Genomic DNA, 17788 nt, shown 5'->3' with positions numbered 1-17788 from the left:
CATCAAGCCGACGCGCGTAGCCGCGGGCCGTCCAGCATCATCGCCACATCGGAAGCAGGCCGCGGCTTGCTGAACAGATAGCCCTGCGCCTGGGTGCAGCCTTCGCGCCGGAGCAGCTCGAGCTGCGCGTCGTTCTCGACGCCTTCCGCAGTCGTGACGATACCGAGGCTGCGGCCGAGGCCGGTCACTGCGCGGATGATCGCCATGGAATCCTCGCGCGTCGCCAGCTCCGACACGAACGAGCGGTCGATCTTAATCTTGTCGAACGGGAAGCTGCGCAAATAACTCAGCGACGAATAGCCGGTGCCGAAATCGTCGAGCGAGATCCGCACGCCCATGGCGCGCAACTCGTGCAGGGTCGTCAGCGTCGCCTCGCTGTTCTGAAGCAGCACCGATTCGGTGATCTCGAGCTCGAGGCGGCGCGCATCGAGTCCCGAGGCGGCCAGCGCCTCGGTCACCGATGCGATCAGGTTCGGACTCTTGAACTGCACCGGCGAGAGATTGACGGCGACGTCGACATCGTCGGGCCAGGTCGCCGCGTCGGTGCAGGCGGAACGCAGCACGAACTCGCCGAGCTGAACGATCAGTCCGGTTTCCTCGGCCAGCGGGATGAAGCTGATCGGTGCGATCAGCCCGCGCTGCGGGTGATTCCAACGCAGCAGCGCCTCGAAGGCGACGACACGGCCGCTCGCGACGTCACGGATCGGCTGATAGTACACCTCGAACTCGTCACGTTGCAGCGCCGCGCGCAGATCCATTTCCAACAGGCGCCGCGCCTGCGCGCGGGCATCCATGCCGGTCTCGAAGAAGCGATAGGTGCCGCGGCCGTCCGCCTTGGCGCGGTAGAGCGCGAGGTCCGCGTTCTTCAGGAGTTCGTCCGGATTGTTGCCGTCCTGCGGCGCCAGCGCGATGCCGATCGAGACTCCGATCACGATCTGATGGTCGTCGATCTCGTAGGGCGCCGAGATCACCTCGACGAGGCGCCCGGCAAGGGACCTCGCAGCGGTTTCCTCGGAACGTCCGATCTGGACCACCGCGAACTCGTCACCGCCGAGCCGCGCCACGGTATCGTGTTCGCCGACGGTCATCTTCAGCCTGCGGCCGACCTCCTTCAGCAGCGCATCGCCGATGGGATGGCCGAGCGAGTCGTTGATGTCCTTGAAGTGATCGAGATCGAGACAAAGCACAGCGAGCTGGTCGCCCGACTTGGTCCGGCGCAGTCCCTGCTCGAGCTGTTCGTGGAACAGCACGCGGTTCGGCAGGCTGGTCAGTGCGTCATGGCGCGCCATGTGCGAGATCTTGGCCTGCGCCTCCAGCCATTCGGTGATGTCCTCGAAGGTCGCGACCCAGCCGCCGCCCTGCATCGGCTGATTGACGACGCGGATGGAGCGGCCGAACCGGTTGACGACGTCAGTCGTGGTGCGGCCCTCGCGCGCGTCGGCGACGAGGCGAGCGAAGAATTCATCCGCGTCGCCCTGCCACTGGCCCTTGGCCTGCTCTTCCCTGAGCACGTCGACCAGAAGGCGGCCGGTGAGCAGGATGTCGGTACGACGAAGCATCGCGGCATAGCGCTCGTTGAACAGGATGATCTTGCCGTCCGCGTCGAACATGCACAGTCCCTGCGACATGTTCTCGAGCGCGCTGTCCAGCACAATCTGCTGGCGCCCCAGTACGCCCTTGGCGCGGCGGTCGAGCAGCGCGGCTACGAGCGCAATCGCGATGATGGCGACCGCGGCGCTGGCGGTGAGGAAGGACAGCGAGGCCGGCGGGATGGAAAGCCCGCTGATCGCGCGCGTCGGATCCGGCGTCAGCAGCACCGCGCCCATCGCGGTGAAATGATGCGCGACGATGGCGACCGTCAGCAGCGTGGTCGCCGTCAGTGCATGGGAGAGGTCGTCGCGCCGCGCGGCGATGAACAATGCGAAGGCGGCAAAGACGATTCCGAACAGCACCGAGGCGGCGACCGTGCTTCCGATCCAGTCCACCCGTGCCGGTATCTCCAGCGCCGCCATACCGGTGTAATGCATCGCGGCTACACCACTGCCCACGATCGCGCCGCCAAGGGCGATCCACACCGGGCGCGAGGACGATACCGCGATGCTTAGCCCCACGAAGTTCACGGAGATCGCAAGGATCAAGGAGAGGAGCGTCACTGGGATGTTGTAGGCGCCGGCGCCGCCCGGCCCGTAGGCGAGCATCGCGATGAAATGCGTCGCCCAGATGCCGCATCCGCTGACGGCGGCATCCAGGGCGATCCAGGCCAGACGCGCGGGGCCGTGCGTCGCGCGTGCGCGCTGAAACAAGCTGATCGCCGCCGCGCTGGCGAGCAGACACACTGCGCCGCCAAGCGCGACCAGTCGCCAATCGTGCTCGTCGGTAAGACAAAAGAGAACTTGATACATTGCCGGCCCCTATCAACCGGCACTTGACCCGACAGAGATGGATGATCGGTAACTGGCTACAAACCTGTTCGGGGAATGGTGAATAGGAGATGTGTGCGTTCGCTCACATTGTTCATCCTCGCGCCGGCGCACCGATTCCGATCACGCCGGCGGCGATCAGCAAGACGGCCGCCGAAACAACGAGCGACAAATACAGCCCCGTCATGAACGCACGGTCCGACGCCACCAAGGAACCAAACAGAGCAACGCCGAGCACGCTGCCGGTCTGCCGCGTCGCGTTCAGGACGCCGGCCGCGATGCCCGAACGCGCCTTCTCGACGCTGCCGAGCAGCGTCGACGTCAGCGGCGGCACCAGGAGGCCGAGCCCGCCGCTGATCGCGATCGTCTGCGCGCAGATCGTCCAATAGCTGGTCCCGGCTTCGATCCAGAGCAGGCCGAGACAGCCGAGTGCCGAGATGCAGGCGCCGACGACGATGGTCGGACACGGGCCGATGCGCTCGGAAAGACGCGGCGCCAGCAGATTGACCGGCAGCACCGCCGCCATCATCGGCACGAAGGCAAGCCCGGTCCACCACGCCGACAGCCCGTTGATCCTCTGGAAATACAGGCTGAGCACGAAGATCAGGCCGTAGATCGCGATGTTCACCAGCAGCCCCACGAGCGAGGTCAGCGTGAACAGCCGGTGGCCGAACAACGACAGCGGCAGCATCGGCTGCGCCGCGCGACTCTCGCGCCAAACGAAGAGCACGGCGAGAACGGCGGCTCCGACAAAGGCTGCGATCACGGCTGGATGGTCCCAGCCGAGCGCCCCGCCTTCGATGATTGCACCGGCGAGCGTGCCCAGCGCACCGATCGCGGCCAGCTGGCCGGGCAGATCGATCTCGCGCGAGCGCGCCCGCGTGGTCTCGCTGGCGTAACGCCAGCTCAGCCACAGGCCGGCGAGCCCGATCGGCAGATTGACCAGGAAGATCGCGCGCCAGCCGACCAGCGTGATCAGCGCGCCGCCGATAAAGGGGCCGGCGGTGAGCGCAAGGCTTGCTCCGGCGGCCCAGACCGCAACGGCGCGACCACGCTCGCGGTCGTCCGCATAGGCATGATTGAGCAGCGCAAGAGAATTCGGCACCAGGATCGCCGCCGCCAGGCCCTGAACCAGCCGTGCTGCGATCAGCACGACCGCATTGGGCGACAGCGCGCAGGCGAGCGAGGCCGCGGTGAAGATGGCGAACCCCGCCATGAAGACGCGCTTGGCGCCGATCCGGTCGCCCAGCGCGCCGGCCGTCAGGATGAAAGCGGCAAACGCGATGGTGTAGGCGCTGACCACCCATTGCAACTCGGCAACGCCGCCGCCGAGCGCCCTGCCCATTGCATCGAGCGCGGTGTTGACGATGGTGACGTCGAGCTGCACCACGCCGTAGCCGAGGCTCATCGCGGCAAGCGTGAGGGAGGTTGCAAGATGCGAGCCGCTGCGCGACGCGGCGCGCGCATTGTCCAAGGTTTGATATTTGATGGTGCTTGCTCGCATGCTGCCACCTCGATTGCAGCCCCATGCGAAATATACCCATCCAGCCCGCTATCATGTTTCGATAATGGACGAAGGATGGACGTGAGGTAGTGTCCGCGCAAAGCCCGCGATATCCGCGGTGTCATCACCCGACTTGATCGGGCGATCCAGGACTCCGCAACGGAATTTATGAAACCCAATCGGCGCCGCGGCGTACTGGATGCCCCGCCTTCGCGGAGGACAACAGCGGAAGTGAAGAAGCAGAAGCGCCGCGCGAACCATCGCGCGGCGCTTCGTTGACTACCACCTTCATCAGCTCGCCGCGCGCAGATTTACCTTGCTCTCGGCGAGTGTGGTCAGCTTCCTGTCGGTCGCCTTCTCTTCCTCGAGTGTCTTGGCAAGCACCGCCGCGCAGTCGTTACGGCCGAGTTGCTTGGCCCAGGCGATCAGGCTGCCGTAGCGGGCGATCTCGTAATGCTCAGCGGCTTGGGCCGCATTGATCAGCGCAGCATCGAGCACGGCCTTGTCGGCAACCTCGCCGGCTGTCTCGTCGGCTTCCTCGATGATGCCGTCGATGGCCGGGCAGTCGACCGCCTTCACGGCGATGCCGTGCATCTTGAACACCTCCTCGAGACGCGTGACATGCTGCTTGGTTTCATCGAGGTGCGTCAAAAAGCCCTGTTTCAGCTGCGGATCGGTGGCCTTGCTTGCCATCTTCGGCAGCGCCTTGGTGAGCTGCTGCTCGGCGTAATAGATGTCCTGGAGCTGGTGCACGAACAGGTCGTTCATGGTTTTGATGTCTTTTGTGAACAGTCCCATCGTTCCGGTCCTCTCGGTTTCGGGAACACGGCGGTATCGGCCTGCACGAAAGGCCCCATTATTCCGCCATGTTCGGCTGCTGATGGGGCCCAACGAGCGCGCGGTATCGACGTTCCAAAACGCCCATCGCTTTGCGCTGGAACAACGCGGATGGCGGCAGGATTTGAAACCATCCTCTTGAACATGAATGCGCCGTCCGAACCGCGTTTCGCGACTCATATGCTTAACGCGCGTCAGATGTGAACCACATATGACAAAAGTGGCCGGTCCAACGCAGAACCTATTGTTGTCAAGGGCTGCACAAGCCGCTGTTTTTTCCTTAAATGAGCTGGATCATGCCAACCGATCGACGCCTATCTTTGGCCGTCATCGTACCCGACTTGCCAATACCTGGCTGGATCGGTCTTGCCCCCCGCCGGGAGGATGAATGCACGGACTGCTGCCCGCGCTGAGACGCGGCTTCAATAAATGGATCGGCTGGCGACGGCTCGGCATTGCCGCGAGCGTCTGCATCATCGCCTTCGCGGTCACCACGCTGGTGCGGACCCTCAAGGGCATCGATACCGGGGTCATCCTGACGGCGTTGACCGAGATTCCCCGCGGAAGTATCGGGCTGGCGGCGATCTGCGTCTTCTTCGCGTTCTGCACCCTGACTTTCTACGACTTTTTTGCACTGCGAACGATCGGCAAGAAGCACGTGCCCTATCGCATCGCGGCGCTCTCCAGCTTCACGTCCTATTCGATCGGCCACAACATCGGCGCCACCGTCTTCACCGGCGGCGCGATCCGTTTCCGGATCTATTCGGATTACGGCTTGAACGCGATCGACGTCGCGAAGATCTGCTTCCTGTCGGGCCTGACCTTCTGGCTCGGTAACATCTTCGTGCTCTCGATCGGCATGGCCATCCATCCGGATGCGGCGTCCGCGATGGATCAGCTGCCGTCGTCGATCAACCGGCTGATCGCGCTCGGCGGCCTCGCCTCGATCGGTTCTTATTTGGTCTGGCTTTGCATGGGCGAGAAGCGGCGCGAGCTCGGCCAGAAGGGTTGGAAGGTGGTGCTGCCCTCGACGCCGCTGACGCTGGTGCAGATCCTGATCGGCGTGGTCGATCTCGGCTTCTGCGCCACGGCGATGTACTTGCTGATGCCGGCCAATCCGCCAATCGACTTCATGTCGCTCGCCGTGGTGTTCATCCTGGCGACGCTTCTCGGCTTTGCCAGCCACGCGCCCGGCTCGATCGGCGTGTTCGATGCCGCCATGCTGTTAGCGCTGCCCGAATTCGGCCGCGAGCAGCTTCTGGCGACGCTGCTGGTGTTCCGCCTTCTCTATTTCGTGATCCCGTTCGGTCTCGCCATCTCCATCATGGGCGCGCGCGAACTCTGGATGAACGTGGTCGCGCCGTGGCAGGAGCGGCGACGGCTGGCGGAGGCCTGCGCCCAGGCCAACCTGCCCCAGCAGGTGGCCGCGATGGAGCGCGAGCGGACGCTGCGGCAGGCCGGCAAGCGATAGACGGGTCAGCAGGAGCGTCAGACTAAGGTTGCGGGCGGGACAGCAATCCTCTCTTATTTCCGCCCCAACTTTGCCGTTGAACACGCGGACCATGGTTCCTCTTCCCTTTCGCATCCTCTCCGCAGGCGCCCTGCTGCTTGCCGGGATTCTATCCGCCTTGCCGCTCGAGCGCGCCGCCGCGCAGGACGCCGGCGCCATGCAGATCAGTTGGGAGGTGCGCAACCGCTTCCGCCTGTTCCGCGAGGAGCGCGATTTCCTGCTCCATGTCGAGAATGCGCGTAACCGCAGCATCCTGGCCGCCGAGCAGTCGCTGGAGCTTCAGAGCGAGGGCCGCGGCTGGGCCCGCAACATGGTCAACCGGCTCTGCATCGACCTCCAGGGCCGGGTCAACCAGCCCTGCACCCGCGACAACGTCAAGGAGAACTACCTCACCCCGATCGACCATCCCGTCACCGTGCGCCTCGTCGGCGCAGTGCCGGTCGGCGCCACCTGCGCCTGGTCGTTCGACGATGGCGACGGGCCGCAAGCCTCGACCTTCGACTGCGCCGAGCCGGTCAATTTGCGCGTCCGCTACGGCAAGCAGACGGTCGCGACCGTCGACGTCTCCTCCGGCTCCGATCCGACCCAGCGGGTCCAGGCCGAGATCCAGGTCCGCGACATCTTCGTCGCCGGCTTAGGAGACAGCATCGCCTCCGGCGAAGGCAATCCGGACCGGCCGCTGGCGCTGTCGGACGAAGGTTTTTGCTTCCGCTCCTATCTCGGTACCGCCGGCGCGCAGTACTACCGGCCGAGCCGCCACGGCTTCAAGGGTGGCCGCGCCTGCGAGGCGCCGGATACGCTCGCCAACTGGCAACGCTACAGTGCGCTGTGGTTCAACGCGCCCTGCCACCGCTCGCTCTACAGCTATCAGGCCCGCACCGCGCTGGCGCTCGCGGTGCGTTACACCCACATCGCCGTGACGTTCCTGCCGCTCGCCTGCACCGGCGCCAGCATCGGCGACGGACTGCTCGGCTCGCAGCGCGCCCGCGAGTGTCCGCCGGGCAAGACCGGCGTCTGCAACACCAGCGTGAACGCGCAAGTCGCCGAGCTGCGCGAAGCGCTCACCGCGGCGAAGAAGCGCCAGCCCGACCGCACGCTCGATCTCGTGCTGTTGTCGGTCGGCGCCAACGACGTCTATTTTTCCGGTCTCGTCGCCGACGTCATCGTCGACACCGCGACCGAGCGCGCGCTGTTCCGTCGCTCCGGCGTGATGGCGAGCGTCGACGATTCCCGCGATGCGTTGGCGCGCGAGCTGCCGCAGAATTTCGTCAAGCTCCGCGAGGCGCTGAAGCCGCTGGTCGGCGGCGATCTCTCGCACGTGGTCTACGTCTCCTACGCCAACCCGGCGCTCGCCGATGGCGGCGTGCCCTGCCGCGGCGGCCGCGCTGGCTTCGACATCCATCCGTCCTTCAACGCCGATCCGCAGCGCCTGGCCCGCGTCTCGACCTTCGTCGACACCGAATTCCTGCCGCAGCTGAAAGGGCTCGCCACCTGCACCCGCGGCGCGCTCTGCCGGGATCCCGAAGCCGATCGCATGACCTTCGTCGACACGCATCAGGCGGCGTTCGCCGATCACGGCTTCTGCGCTCATTCGGGCAACGATCCCGAATTCGACCGCACCTGCTTTGCCGAGAACGGCCAGAGCTTCAATCCCGACATCGTGACGGCGGCGAGCCAGCCGATGCTGTGCGGGCGCGGCGCTTCGGAATACCGCGCCTATCTGCCGCGCGCACGCTGGATCCGCGACGCCAACGACAGCTATTTTGCCGCGATGACCTATCCGCAAGGATTGCCGGCCGCGAGCCAGCCGACGGACATCCACGACGCGACCTGGGGCGTGCTCTCCGCCGTCTATGGCGGTGCCGTGCATCCAAGCGCCGAGGGCCACGCTGCGATGGCGGATGCCGCACTGCCCGCCGCGAGCGCCGTGCTCGGCCTCGACGCCGCTCCGCCGGATGTGACGCGCGGATTTCTGCCACAGTTGCTACCGAGTGCGCGGCAGTAGAAGCGAAGATCAACTCTCTCCTCGCCGTCATTGCGAGCGCAGCGAAGCAATCCAGAGTCCTTCCGGAAAAGATTCTGGATTGCTTCGCTGCGCTCGCAATGACGAGCTTGGAGTTAGCATCTCGCCGCCCTCACGATCGTTCCCCTCACCCGCCGTTCCATCAATCCAAAAACGGCATCGATCGATACTGCCTTGAACTTGGACACTTTGCCGCGCGCGCCTCTAGGAGTCGCCTTGAGGAAATGTTCGAGTTCTAAGGAGGCGCGTGATGAGCGCAGTGGTGTCCGCAGCGGACGTGAAGAGGTCTCGCGTCAGGCTGTTCATCGTGACCATGTTGTTCCTGGTCACCACCGTCAACTATGCCGACCGCGCCACGCTGTCGATTGCAGGCCCCGCGCTCTCCAAGGAGCTGCACCTCGATCCCGTCGCCATGGGTTACATCTTCTCGGCGTTCGGCTGGTCCTATGTGATCGCACAGGTGCCGGGCGGCTGGCTGCTCGACCGCTACGGCTCGCGCCTCGTCTATGCCTTCAGCATCATCGTCTGGTCGATCTTCACGATGATGCAGGGCTGGGTCGGCTTCTTCAGCGCCGGCACCGCCGTTCTTGTGCTGTTCGCACTTCGCTTCCTGGTCGGCATCGCCGAAGCGCCCTCCTTCCCCGCTAACGCCCGCATCGTCGCCGCCTGGTTTCCCGGCAATGAGCGCGGCACCGCGTCGGCGTTCTTCAACTCGGGACAGTATTTCGCGACGGTGATTTTCGCGCCGCTGATGGGTTGGATCGCGCACGCCTATGGCTGGCGCTTCGTGTTCTTCGTGATGGGCGCGCTCGGCATCGTCATGGGCCTGGTCTGGATCAAGAGCATCTATGGCCCGAAGGAGCACCCTTCGATCAACGACGCCGAGTTCGACTACATCAAGGAAGGCGGCGCGCTGGTCGATCTCGACGCGCCCAAGGACGATCTGCTGCGCGAGCGTGCCCCCGGGGCCGGCTCCGGCTGGGACCACATCCGCCAGTTGCTCTCCAACCGCATGATGCTCGGCGTCTATCTCGGCCAGTACTGCATCAACACGCTGACCTATTTCTTCCTGACGTGGTTTCCGGTCTACCTCGTCAAGGAGCGCGGCCTGTCGATCCTGCAAGCCGGCTTCGTCGCGACGCTGCCTGCGCTGTGCGGCTTCATCGGCGGCGTGCTCGGCGGCATCATCTCCGACGCCATCTTGCGCAGGACGGGCTCGCTGACCATGGCGCGCAAGATGCCGATCGTCGGCGGCATGCTGCTGTCGATGTCGATCATCGCCTGCAACTATGTCGACGGACAGGCGCTCGTGGTCGGCTTCATGGCGCTCGCCTTCTTCGGCAAGGGCATCGGCGCGCTCGGCTGGGCGGTCGTCTCCGACACCTCGCCGAAGGAAGCCGGCGGCGTCTCCGGTGGCCTGTTCAACACCTTCGGCAATCTCTCCTCGATCACCACGCCGATCGTGATCGGCTACATCCTGGCCGCGACCGGCTCGTTCAACGGCGCACTGGTGTTCGTCGGCCTCAACGCGCTGGTGGCGGCGTTCGCCTATCTCGTGGTCGTCGGCAAGATCGAGCGGGTGACGCTCAAAAGTTCCTCCTGAGGGCTCCATGGGAGCTTGACCAGGCAACTCAACGGCGGCTTCCCAGCCGCCGTCTTTGTTTTGGGGGTGATCGATGCTAGAAGTGCCGGGGAAACGCCTTATCCATCTAAGGCATGTATCGATGTTCGACCTCAACCAGCTCCGCTGTTTCGTCACGGTGGCGGAGGAACTGCATTTCGGCCGCGCCGCCGCGCGGCTGAACATGACGCAGCCGCCACTGTCCCGGCAGATCCAGGTGCTCGAGCACATCATCGATGCGCCGCTTCTGGAGCGCACCAGCCGCTCGGTGCGCCTGACGCCTGCGGGGCGCAGCTTCCTGCCGGAGGCACGGCGCATCCTCAAGCTTGCGGAAAGCGCCTCGCAAGTCGCCCGCCGCATCGCGCTCGGCAAGACCGGCTCGCTGAAGATCGGCTTCACGGCCGCCGCGGCTTACGGCTTCCTGCCTGAGCTCGTCGCCGCCTGCCGCGCCAAGCTGCCGGAGGTGGACTTCTCACTGAAGGAGATGGTGTCGGGCGACCAGTTCGAGGCGCTGACCTCGGGCCAGATCGACGCCGGCCTGCTCAGGCCGCCGATCGCGCGGCCCGAGCTTGCCAGCCGCCGCGTCGTCGCCGAGCCCCTGCTCGCGGCGATCCCGAAGAAGCATCCGTTGGCGAATGCGGAGACCATCACCATCAAGGATTTCGACGACCAGCCCTTCGTGATGTATTCGCCCTATGAGAGCCGCTACTTCCACGATCTGCTGGTGGCGCTGTTCACCCGCGCCGACGTGCTGCCGCGCTACGTCCAGCATCTCAGCCAGATCCACTCGATCCTCGCCATGGTGCGTGCCGGCCTCGGCCTCGCCATCGTGCCGGCGGCGGCGGCAAGCCTGAAGATCGCCGACGTGCGGCTGCGGCCGCTGAAGCTGCGTACGCGCGTTCCCGTCGAGCTCTTCATGGTCTGGCGCCGCGACGACGAGAATCCGTTACTCTCGGCCCTCGTCAAAATCGCTGGTGAATTGTCCTCGGTGGAGGTGGCGGAGGATTGATACTCAATCTGCATCAGTCGATATAGGCTTTGGCTTGGACGCGCATCGAACGGTCTCCTAAACACCGGCGCATGGACGCGCAGGCTTGCGTCCTCCACAACACGCAAGAAGGGAGCCGCGCCCATGAGCAAGATGACCCCGCAGGAAATGGCCCAGAAGATCGGATCGGGCCTCCTGTCCTTCCCCGTCACGCCGTTCAGGGCTGACTACTCCTTCGACGAGGCGACCTACCGCGCCAACATGGATTGGCTGTGCGGCTATGACGTCGCCGGCCTGTTCGCCGCCGGCGGCACCGGCGAGTTCTTCTCGCTGACGCCGACCGAGGTTCCGCAAGTCGTCAAGATCGCCGTCGAGGAGACCAAGGGCCGCGTGCCCGTGCTCGCCGGCACCGGCTACGGCACCGCGATCGCCCGCGAGATCGCCATTGGCGCCGAGAAGGCCGGCGCCGATGGCCTGCTGCTGCTGCCGCCCTATCTCACCCATTCCGAGCAGGAGGGCCTCGCCGCCCATGTCGAGGCGATCTGCGCCGCCGTGAAGATCGGCGTGATCGTCTACAACCGCGACAACGCCATCCTCCAGCCCGACACGCTCGCGCGTCTCGCCGAGCGCTGCCCGAACCTCGTCGGCTACAAGGACGGCATCGGCGACATCGAGCTGATGACCCGCGTCTACACCAAGCTCGGCGACCGCCTGACCTATATCGGCGGCCTGCCGACCGCGGAGACCTTCGCGCTGCCTTATCTCGACATGGGCGTGACGACCTATTCCTCGGCCGTGTTCAACTTCGTGCCGGAATTCGCCACCAACTTCTACGCCGCCGTGCGCAAGCGCGACCATGAGACGATCCATGCCGGCCTGAAGAACTTCATCCTGCCGCTGATCGCGATCCGCAACCGCAAGAAGGGCTATGCGGTCTCGATCATCAAGGCCGGCATGAAAGTGATCGGCCGCGATTCCGGTCCGGTCCGTCCGCCGCTCACCGATCTCACCGAGCAGGAGATGGCGGAACTGACCGCGCTGGTGAAGAATCTGCCCGCCATCCGTTCGACACAACAGGCGGCAGAATAACGGACGACAACAGGAGGAGCGTGCGATGGCCCAGATGGAGATCTCTGGCGCACCGGTCGTCACGGCGATGCAGGTGATCCCGGTCGCGGGCCGCGACAGCATGCTCCTCAATTTGAGCGGCGCGCATGCGCCGTTCTTCACCCGCAACATCGTCATCCTCACCGACAATTCCGGTCACACCGGCGTCGGTGAGGTGCCGGGCGGACAAAAGATCTGGCAGACGCTGCAGGACGCCCGCGATCTCGTGATCGGCAAGACCGTCGGCGCGATGAACAACATCCTCGCCGATATCCGGACCGCCTTCGCCGACCGCGATGCCGACGGCCGCGGCAAGCAGACGTTTGACCTGCGCGTCATGATCCACGCGGTCACGGCGATCGAATCCGCGCTGCTCGATTTGCTCGGCCAACATCTCAACCTGCCGGTCGCGGCGCTGCTCGGCGAAGGCCAGCAGCGCAAGAGCGTCGAGACGCTCGGCTATCTCTTCTTCGTTGGAGACCGCCGTAAATCCAAGCTCGACTATGTCAACGGCGAGACCGGCAAGGCCGAGTGGTTCAACCTCCGCCATCAGGAGGCGATGACGCCCGAGACCGTGGTGCGGCTCGCGGAAGCCACCCACGACCATTACGGCTTCGCCGATTTCAAGCTCAAGGGCGGCGTGCTCCGCGGCGAGCAGGAGATCGAGGCCGTCACCGCGATTGCCAAGCGCTTCCCCAACGCGCGCGTGACGCTCGACCCGAACGGCGCCTGGTCGCTCGATGAGGCTGTCAGGCTTTGCGAGGACATGCACGGCATCCTCGCCTACGCCGAGGACCCCTGCGGCGCCGAGGCCGGCTTCTCCGGCCGCGAGATCATGGCCGAGTTCCGCCGGGCCACGGGCTTGCCGACCGCGACCAACATGATCGCCACCGACTGGCGGCAGCTTTCCCATGCGCTGCGTCTCGGTGCGGTGGATATTCCGCTGGCCGATCCCCATTTCTGGACCATGCAAGGCTCGGTCCGCGTCGCCCAGACCTGCCGCGACAACGGCCTGACCTGGGGCTCGCACTCCAACAACCATTTCGACATTTCGCTGGCCATGTTCACCCATGTCGGCGCCGCTGCACCCGGCAAGGTGACCGCGATCGACACCCACTGGATCTGGCAGGACGGCCAGGCGCTCACCAAGGAGCCGCTTCAGATCAAGGGCGGCAAGATTGCCGTTCCCGATAGGCCGGGCCTGGGTATCGAAATCGACAGGGCGGCCGTCGACGCCGCGCATGACCTCTACAAGCAGCATGGACTTGGCGCCCGTGATGACGCTATTGCCATGCAGGACCTGATCCCCGGCTGGACCTTCGACGACAAGCGTCCCTGCCTCGTGCGCTAAGAAACTTCAGGCATGATCCCGGAAAAGTGGACACCGGTTTTCCGATAGGATCATGCCCCTTGAACAAGGAGGAATACATGACGGCAATCCTGAAGAACTTCATCGGCGGCGAATGGGTCGACGGCTCCGGCGTCACCAGGAACATCAACCCCTCCAACACCAACGACCTCGTCGGTGAATATGCCAAGGCCGACAAGGCGCAGACCGAGAAGGCGATCGCCGCCGCCAAGGCCGCCTTCCCCACCTGGGCGCGCTCGACGCCGCAGGAGCGCTATGACGCGCTGAACAAGGTTTCTCTCGAAATCCTCGCCCGCAAGGAAGAGCTCGGCCGCCTGCTCGCCCGCGAGGAAGGCAAGACGTTGCCGGAAGGCATCGGCGAGGTCGCCCGCGCCGGCCAGATCTTCGCGTTCTTCGCCGGTGAAGCGCTGCGCCTGATCGGCGAGAAGGGCGCCTCGGTGCGTCCCGGCCTCGACGTCGAGCTCACCCGTGAGCCGGTGGGCGTTGTCGGCATGATCACGCCCTGGAATTTCCCGATCGCAATCCCCGCTTGGAAGATCGCGCCCGCGCTTTGCTACGGCAACACCGTGGTGTTCAAGCCGGCTGAGCTGGTGCCCGGCTCTGGCCATGCGCTCGCCGAGATCATCACCCGCTCCGGTATTCCCGCCGGCGTGTTCAACCTCGTGGTCGGCTCCGGCTCCGTGGTCGGCCAGACCCTGCTCGACCACCCGGATGTGGCGGCGATCTCCTTCACCGGTTCGGTGCAGACCGGCCGCAAGATCGCGCAGGCCTGCGTGCTGTCGAACCCGATGAAGAAATTCCAGCTCGAGATGGGCGGCAAGAATCCGCTGGTCGTGCTCGACGACGCCGACCTCAAGACCGCCGTCGAGGTCGCCGTCAACGGCGCCTATTTCTCCACCGGCCAGCGCTGCACCGCCTCGTCGCGCCTGATCGTTACCGAAGGCATCCATGACCGCTTCGTCGCGGCGATGGCCGAACGCCTGAAGGGCCTGTCGGTGGACGACGCACTCAAGGCCGGCGTGCATATCGGCCCGGTGGTCGACCAGAGCCAGCTCGACCAGGACCTGCGCTACATCAAGATCGGCCAGGACGAGGGTGCCAAGCTTGCGTGGGGCGGCGAGCTGCTCAAGCGCGAAACGCCCGGCCACTACCTCCAGCCGGCGCTGTTCACCGAAGTCAACAACAACATGCGCATCGCGCGTGAGGAAATCTTCGGCCCCGTCGCTGCCGTGATCCGCGCCAAGAACTACGAAGAGGCGCTGGCGATCTCCAACGACACCGAGTTCGGTCTCGCCTCCGGCATTTGCACCACCAGCCTGAAATACGCCTCGCACTATAAGCGCAACAGCGAGTCCGGCATGGTGATGGTCAATCTGCCGACCGCCGGTGTCGATTATCACGTGCCGTTCGGCGGCCGGAAGGGTTCGAGCTACGGCGCCCGCGAGCAGGGCTCCTATGCCCGCGAATTCTACACTGCGGTGAAGACGGCCTATACCAATCCGGGTTGATAGGCCGATATCGTAGATATCGTAGGGTGGGCAAAGCGAAGCGTGCCCACCGCTTATCTTCGGTGTGAAGCATGGTGGGCACGGCGCGTTGCGCCTTTGCCCACCCTACGATTCAGTCTCTGAGGCAAGAGCAGATGGACCAGTCAGTCGCAGCGAAAGAGCAGCCCCGCTACATCAAGCTCAACGAGCGCGACAATGTCGCGATCGTCGTCAATGATTTCGGGCTTCCCGCCGGCTCCCGCTTCGCCTGCGGGCTGACGCTGCGCGCCTTCGTGCCGCAGGGGCACAAGACGGCGCTGGTCGACATCGCACAAGACGCCCCGATCGTCCGCTATGGCGAGGTGATCGGCTACGCGCTGTCGCCGATCCTGGCCGGCGAATGGGTGGACGAAGCCCGCATTCGCATGCCGGAGCCCCCTGCCCTCGACAAGCTCGAAATCTCGACCGCCGTCCCGGCGCCGCTGCCGCCGCTCGAAGGTTTCACCTTCGAGGGCTATCGCAATCCCGACGGCTCGGTCGGCACCAAGAACATCCTCGGCATCTCCTCCTCCGTGCAATGCGTCAAGGGCACGATGGAATATGCGGTCAAACGCATCCGCGCCGAGCTCTTGCCGAAGTACCCGAACGTCGACGACGTCGTGCCGCTGACGCACGCCTATGGCTGCGGCGTCGCCATCACCGCGCCCGACGCTGTGGTGCCGATCCGCACGCTGCAGAACATCGCGCTCAACCCGAATTTTGGCGGCGAGATTTTGGTCGTCGGCCTCGGCTGCGAGAAGCTCGCGCCTGAGCGGCTGGTACCGGAAGGCGTCAGCGATGCCATCGTGCGCATGCAGGACGAAGCCTTCGACGGCTTTGGTGCCATCGTCGATGCCATCATGACTCAGGCCGAGGCACGGCTGAAGGTGCTCAACACCCGCAAGCGCGAGACCTGCCCGGCCTCCGATCTCGTCATCGGCCTGCAATGCGGCGGCAGCGACGCCTTCTCCGGCGTCACCGCGAACCCCGCCGTCGGCTTCGCCGCGGACCTCCTGGTGCGCGCCGGTGCCACCGTGATGTTCTCGGAAGTCACCGAGGTGCGCGACGCCATCCAGCTCCTCACCCGTCGCGCGATCAGCGAGGACGTCGGCCGCGCGCTGGTGCGCGAGATGGCCTGGTACGATTCCTATCTCGCCCGCGGCGGCGCCGATCGCAGCGCCAACACCACGCCCGGCAACAAGAAGGGCGGCCTTGCCAACATCGTCGAGAAGTCGCTGGGCTCGATCGTCAAGTCCGGATCGTCTGCCATCACCGGCGTGCTCTCGCCCGGCGAGAAAGCGACGCAGAAGGGCATGCTGTTCGCGGCAACGCCCGCGTCCGACTTCATCTGCGGCACGCTCCAGCTCGCCTCCGGCATGACGCTGCAAGTCTTCACCACCGGCCGCGGCACGCCCTACGGCCTTGCGGCCGCACCCGTGATCAAGGTCGCCACCCGCAGCGAGCTCGCCCGCCGCTGGAAGGACCTGATCGACTTCGACGCCGGCCGCATCGCCACCGGCGAGAAGACCATCGAGGAAACCGGTTGGGACCTGTTCCGCCTGATCCTTGACGTCGCCAGCGGCCGCACAAAACCGTGGTCGGACCGCTGGGGCATCCACAACGACCTCACGCTGTTCAATCCGGCGCCGGTGACCTGAGGCTGGCGAGCCGGCCTCACTGACTGTCGATCAGGTGCATGTCGCCCAGCGTGACAGGCAGGCTGCGCGTGATCAGGTCCGCAATCGCCGCGCGCAACCGTTCGTCTCTTCCGCGCCCGGCCGCGGCACGACGATGAGCCTGCGCTTTCCCGCGGCCGCCGCCCCGGTCAAATCTCCCCAGCTTGATCTGCAAGAGCGTTAGGCAGGGTGCATCGGCGGTTCCGCGAAACCGTCCGGAAACATTGGCGCGGAAAAACTTCGTCCGCGTTTCGTCCCTTCGCGTCAAGCAATCAATATCTGCCCCGAAGGCAATGCGAATGTTCGCACACGAGCGAACCTGGCCCGGCATCGACGCGACCAAACCTCCGATTGACATCTTCCACGGAGATTTTCCAATGCGTGTTCTCTCGATGATTGCCTTTGCCGGCGCCATGATTGCAAGCTCGGCCGGTGCCTTTGCCAGCGAGCTTCCCTCTTACGAAGTGACCTCGTTTCCGATCTCAGCGACGCAAGTGCAGGTGCTCGGCGGCGCCGGCGTCGAGGAGCAGTCGGCAAGCCCTGCGATGATCGTCGCCGGCATGCCTGCCTCGCCCGCGCAGGTTTCAGTGCTGACCCCGCGCGTCAAGCGGCTCGCGAGCGCGGGTTCGGAAAAACAGGCGCACTAAGCTTCGCTTTGTCATTCCGGGTTCGGCGCCCAGCGCCGACCGGAATGACACGCGGGTCTACGTCATGCTGCCCGGCATGAAGCAGCGCACGCGCGGATGGCCATCGATATAGTGCTTCCACACCATGGTGCGGCCGATCTTGTTAGGCACAGTGATCACCGCACCGTCGGGCACCACGACCCATTCGTCGTCGATGCGGACGCGGTAACGGCCGCGATCGGACTCCCAGTCGACGTCGGCAATGACGTAGCCGTCGGCGTCGGAGCAGCACTGTCCGAATTCGCTGTGCAGGCTTTCGAACCAAGGCTTTAACGGCGAGTTGGCATAGCGCTCGTCGTCGCGCGCCAGCGCCGATGTCGCCAAGAGCGCTGTCAGGGCCAGCAATGGCGGCGCACACAATCTTACAAGTCGCATATCGTCTCCGCGGGTCGACATGATCGCCGCGGGGGGACAACGCGCGCCGACCGCCTTCCGCGGCTCGGCGAAAGGCGTGAAGGCAGCGACTCGTTCCCCCAGCAGCTTTGCGGATAGCTATGCAAATCCGGCGCCAGCTTGCATTC

At 65.1% G+C, this 17788-nt stretch carries 14 protein-coding genes; 9 read left to right on the top strand and 5 right to left on the bottom strand.

Annotated features, from left to right (window positions below; all coding sequences use genetic code 11):
- Window positions 1-2: 2 nt before the first annotated feature.
- From XH85_RS17495 to XH85_RS17480, 3 genes are all read right to left on the bottom strand, one after another.
- Entirely contained in the window at window positions 3-2402 is a 2400-nt protein-coding gene (locus XH85_RS17495) for a bifunctional diguanylate cyclase/phosphodiesterase (protein WP_128932791.1), read from the bottom strand.
- A gap of 112 nt (window positions 2403-2514) precedes the next feature.
- Entirely contained in the window at window positions 2515-3924 is a 1410-nt protein-coding gene (locus XH85_RS17490; RefSeq protein WP_128932790.1) for an MFS transporter, read from the bottom strand.
- A gap of 291 nt (window positions 3925-4215) precedes the next feature.
- Entirely contained in the window at window positions 4216-4722 is a 507-nt protein-coding gene (locus tag XH85_RS17480) for a YciE/YciF ferroxidase family protein (protein WP_128932788.1), read from the bottom strand.
- A 427-nt stretch (window positions 4723-5149) separates the two neighbouring features.
- Here XH85_RS17480 and XH85_RS17475 point away from each other — a divergent pair, with 427 nt between their 5' ends.
- The 8 genes from XH85_RS17475 to garD all read left to right on the top strand — a co-directional run bounded on the left by XH85_RS17475 (window position 5150) and on the right by garD (window position 16563).
- Complete coding sequence (locus XH85_RS17475; protein WP_128932787.1) at window positions 5150-6232, top strand: lysylphosphatidylglycerol synthase transmembrane domain-containing protein; 1083 nt, start codon at window positions 5150-5152, stop codon at window positions 6230-6232.
- Window positions 6233-6323: 91 nt separating this feature from the next.
- Window positions 6324-8276 carry an SGNH/GDSL hydrolase family protein gene (locus XH85_RS17470; RefSeq protein WP_128932786.1) on the top strand — a complete coding sequence of 651 codons (1953 nt, stop codon included), beginning with the start codon at window positions 6324-6326 and terminating at the stop codon, window positions 8274-8276.
- A gap of 268 nt (window positions 8277-8544) precedes the next feature.
- On the top strand, window positions 8545-9897 hold the full coding sequence (locus XH85_RS17465; protein ID WP_164940520.1) for an MFS transporter: 1353 nt from the start codon (window positions 8545-8547) through the stop codon (window positions 9895-9897).
- 121 nt (window positions 9898-10018) lie between these two features.
- Window positions 10019-10924 carry a LysR family transcriptional regulator gene (locus tag XH85_RS17460; RefSeq protein WP_128932784.1) on the top strand — a complete coding sequence of 302 codons (906 nt, stop codon included), beginning with the start codon at window positions 10019-10021 and terminating at the stop codon, window positions 10922-10924.
- A 123-nt stretch (window positions 10925-11047) separates the two neighbouring features.
- Window positions 11048-11992: a 5-dehydro-4-deoxyglucarate dehydratase gene (gene kdgD / locus XH85_RS17455; RefSeq protein ID WP_128932783.1), complete on the top strand. Its 945-nt coding sequence runs from the start codon at window positions 11048-11050 to the stop codon at window positions 11990-11992.
- Window positions 11993-12017: 25 nt separating this feature from the next.
- Window positions 12018-13361: a glucarate dehydratase gene (gudD, locus tag XH85_RS17450; protein WP_128932782.1), complete on the top strand. Its 1344-nt coding sequence runs from the start codon at window positions 12018-12020 to the stop codon at window positions 13359-13361.
- 77 nt (window positions 13362-13438) lie between these two features.
- On the top strand, window positions 13439-14887 hold the full coding sequence (locus XH85_RS17445; protein ID WP_128932781.1) for an aldehyde dehydrogenase family protein: 1449 nt from the start codon (window positions 13439-13441) through the stop codon (window positions 14885-14887).
- 134 nt (window positions 14888-15021) lie between these two features.
- On the top strand, window positions 15022-16563 hold the full coding sequence (garD, locus tag XH85_RS17440; RefSeq protein WP_128932780.1) for a galactarate dehydratase: 1542 nt from the start codon (window positions 15022-15024) through the stop codon (window positions 16561-16563).
- A 16-nt stretch (window positions 16564-16579) separates the two neighbouring features.
- Here the strand turns inward: garD and XH85_RS45145 are convergent, their stop codons facing one another.
- Window positions 16580-16912: a hypothetical protein gene (locus tag XH85_RS45145; protein ID WP_164940518.1), complete on the bottom strand. Its 333-nt coding sequence runs from the start codon at window positions 16910-16912 to the stop codon at window positions 16580-16582.
- Between the two features lie 46 nt (window positions 16913-16958).
- Here XH85_RS45145 and XH85_RS17435 point away from each other — a divergent pair, with 46 nt between their 5' ends.
- Window positions 16959-17228, top strand: a complete 270-nt coding sequence (locus tag XH85_RS17435) for a hypothetical protein (protein ID WP_164940519.1) — start codon at window positions 16959-16961, stop codon at window positions 17226-17228.
- A gap of 57 nt (window positions 17229-17285) precedes the next feature.
- On the opposite strand, the gene XH85_RS17430 is transcribed toward XH85_RS17435, so the two are convergent.
- Window positions 17286-17642: a hypothetical protein gene (locus XH85_RS17430; protein ID WP_128932778.1), complete on the bottom strand. Its 357-nt coding sequence runs from the start codon at window positions 17640-17642 to the stop codon at window positions 17286-17288.
- Window positions 17643-17788 lie beyond the last annotated feature (146 nt).

Origin of the sequence: Bradyrhizobium zhanjiangense, from assembly GCF_004114935.1 — a bacterium.
In the GTDB taxonomy this organism is placed as follows: Bacteria; Pseudomonadota; Alphaproteobacteria; order Rhizobiales; family Xanthobacteraceae; genus Bradyrhizobium; species Bradyrhizobium zhanjiangense.
Note: the sequence above shows the minus strand (reverse complement) of the source record. Positions and strands in the feature narration are given on the sequence as shown.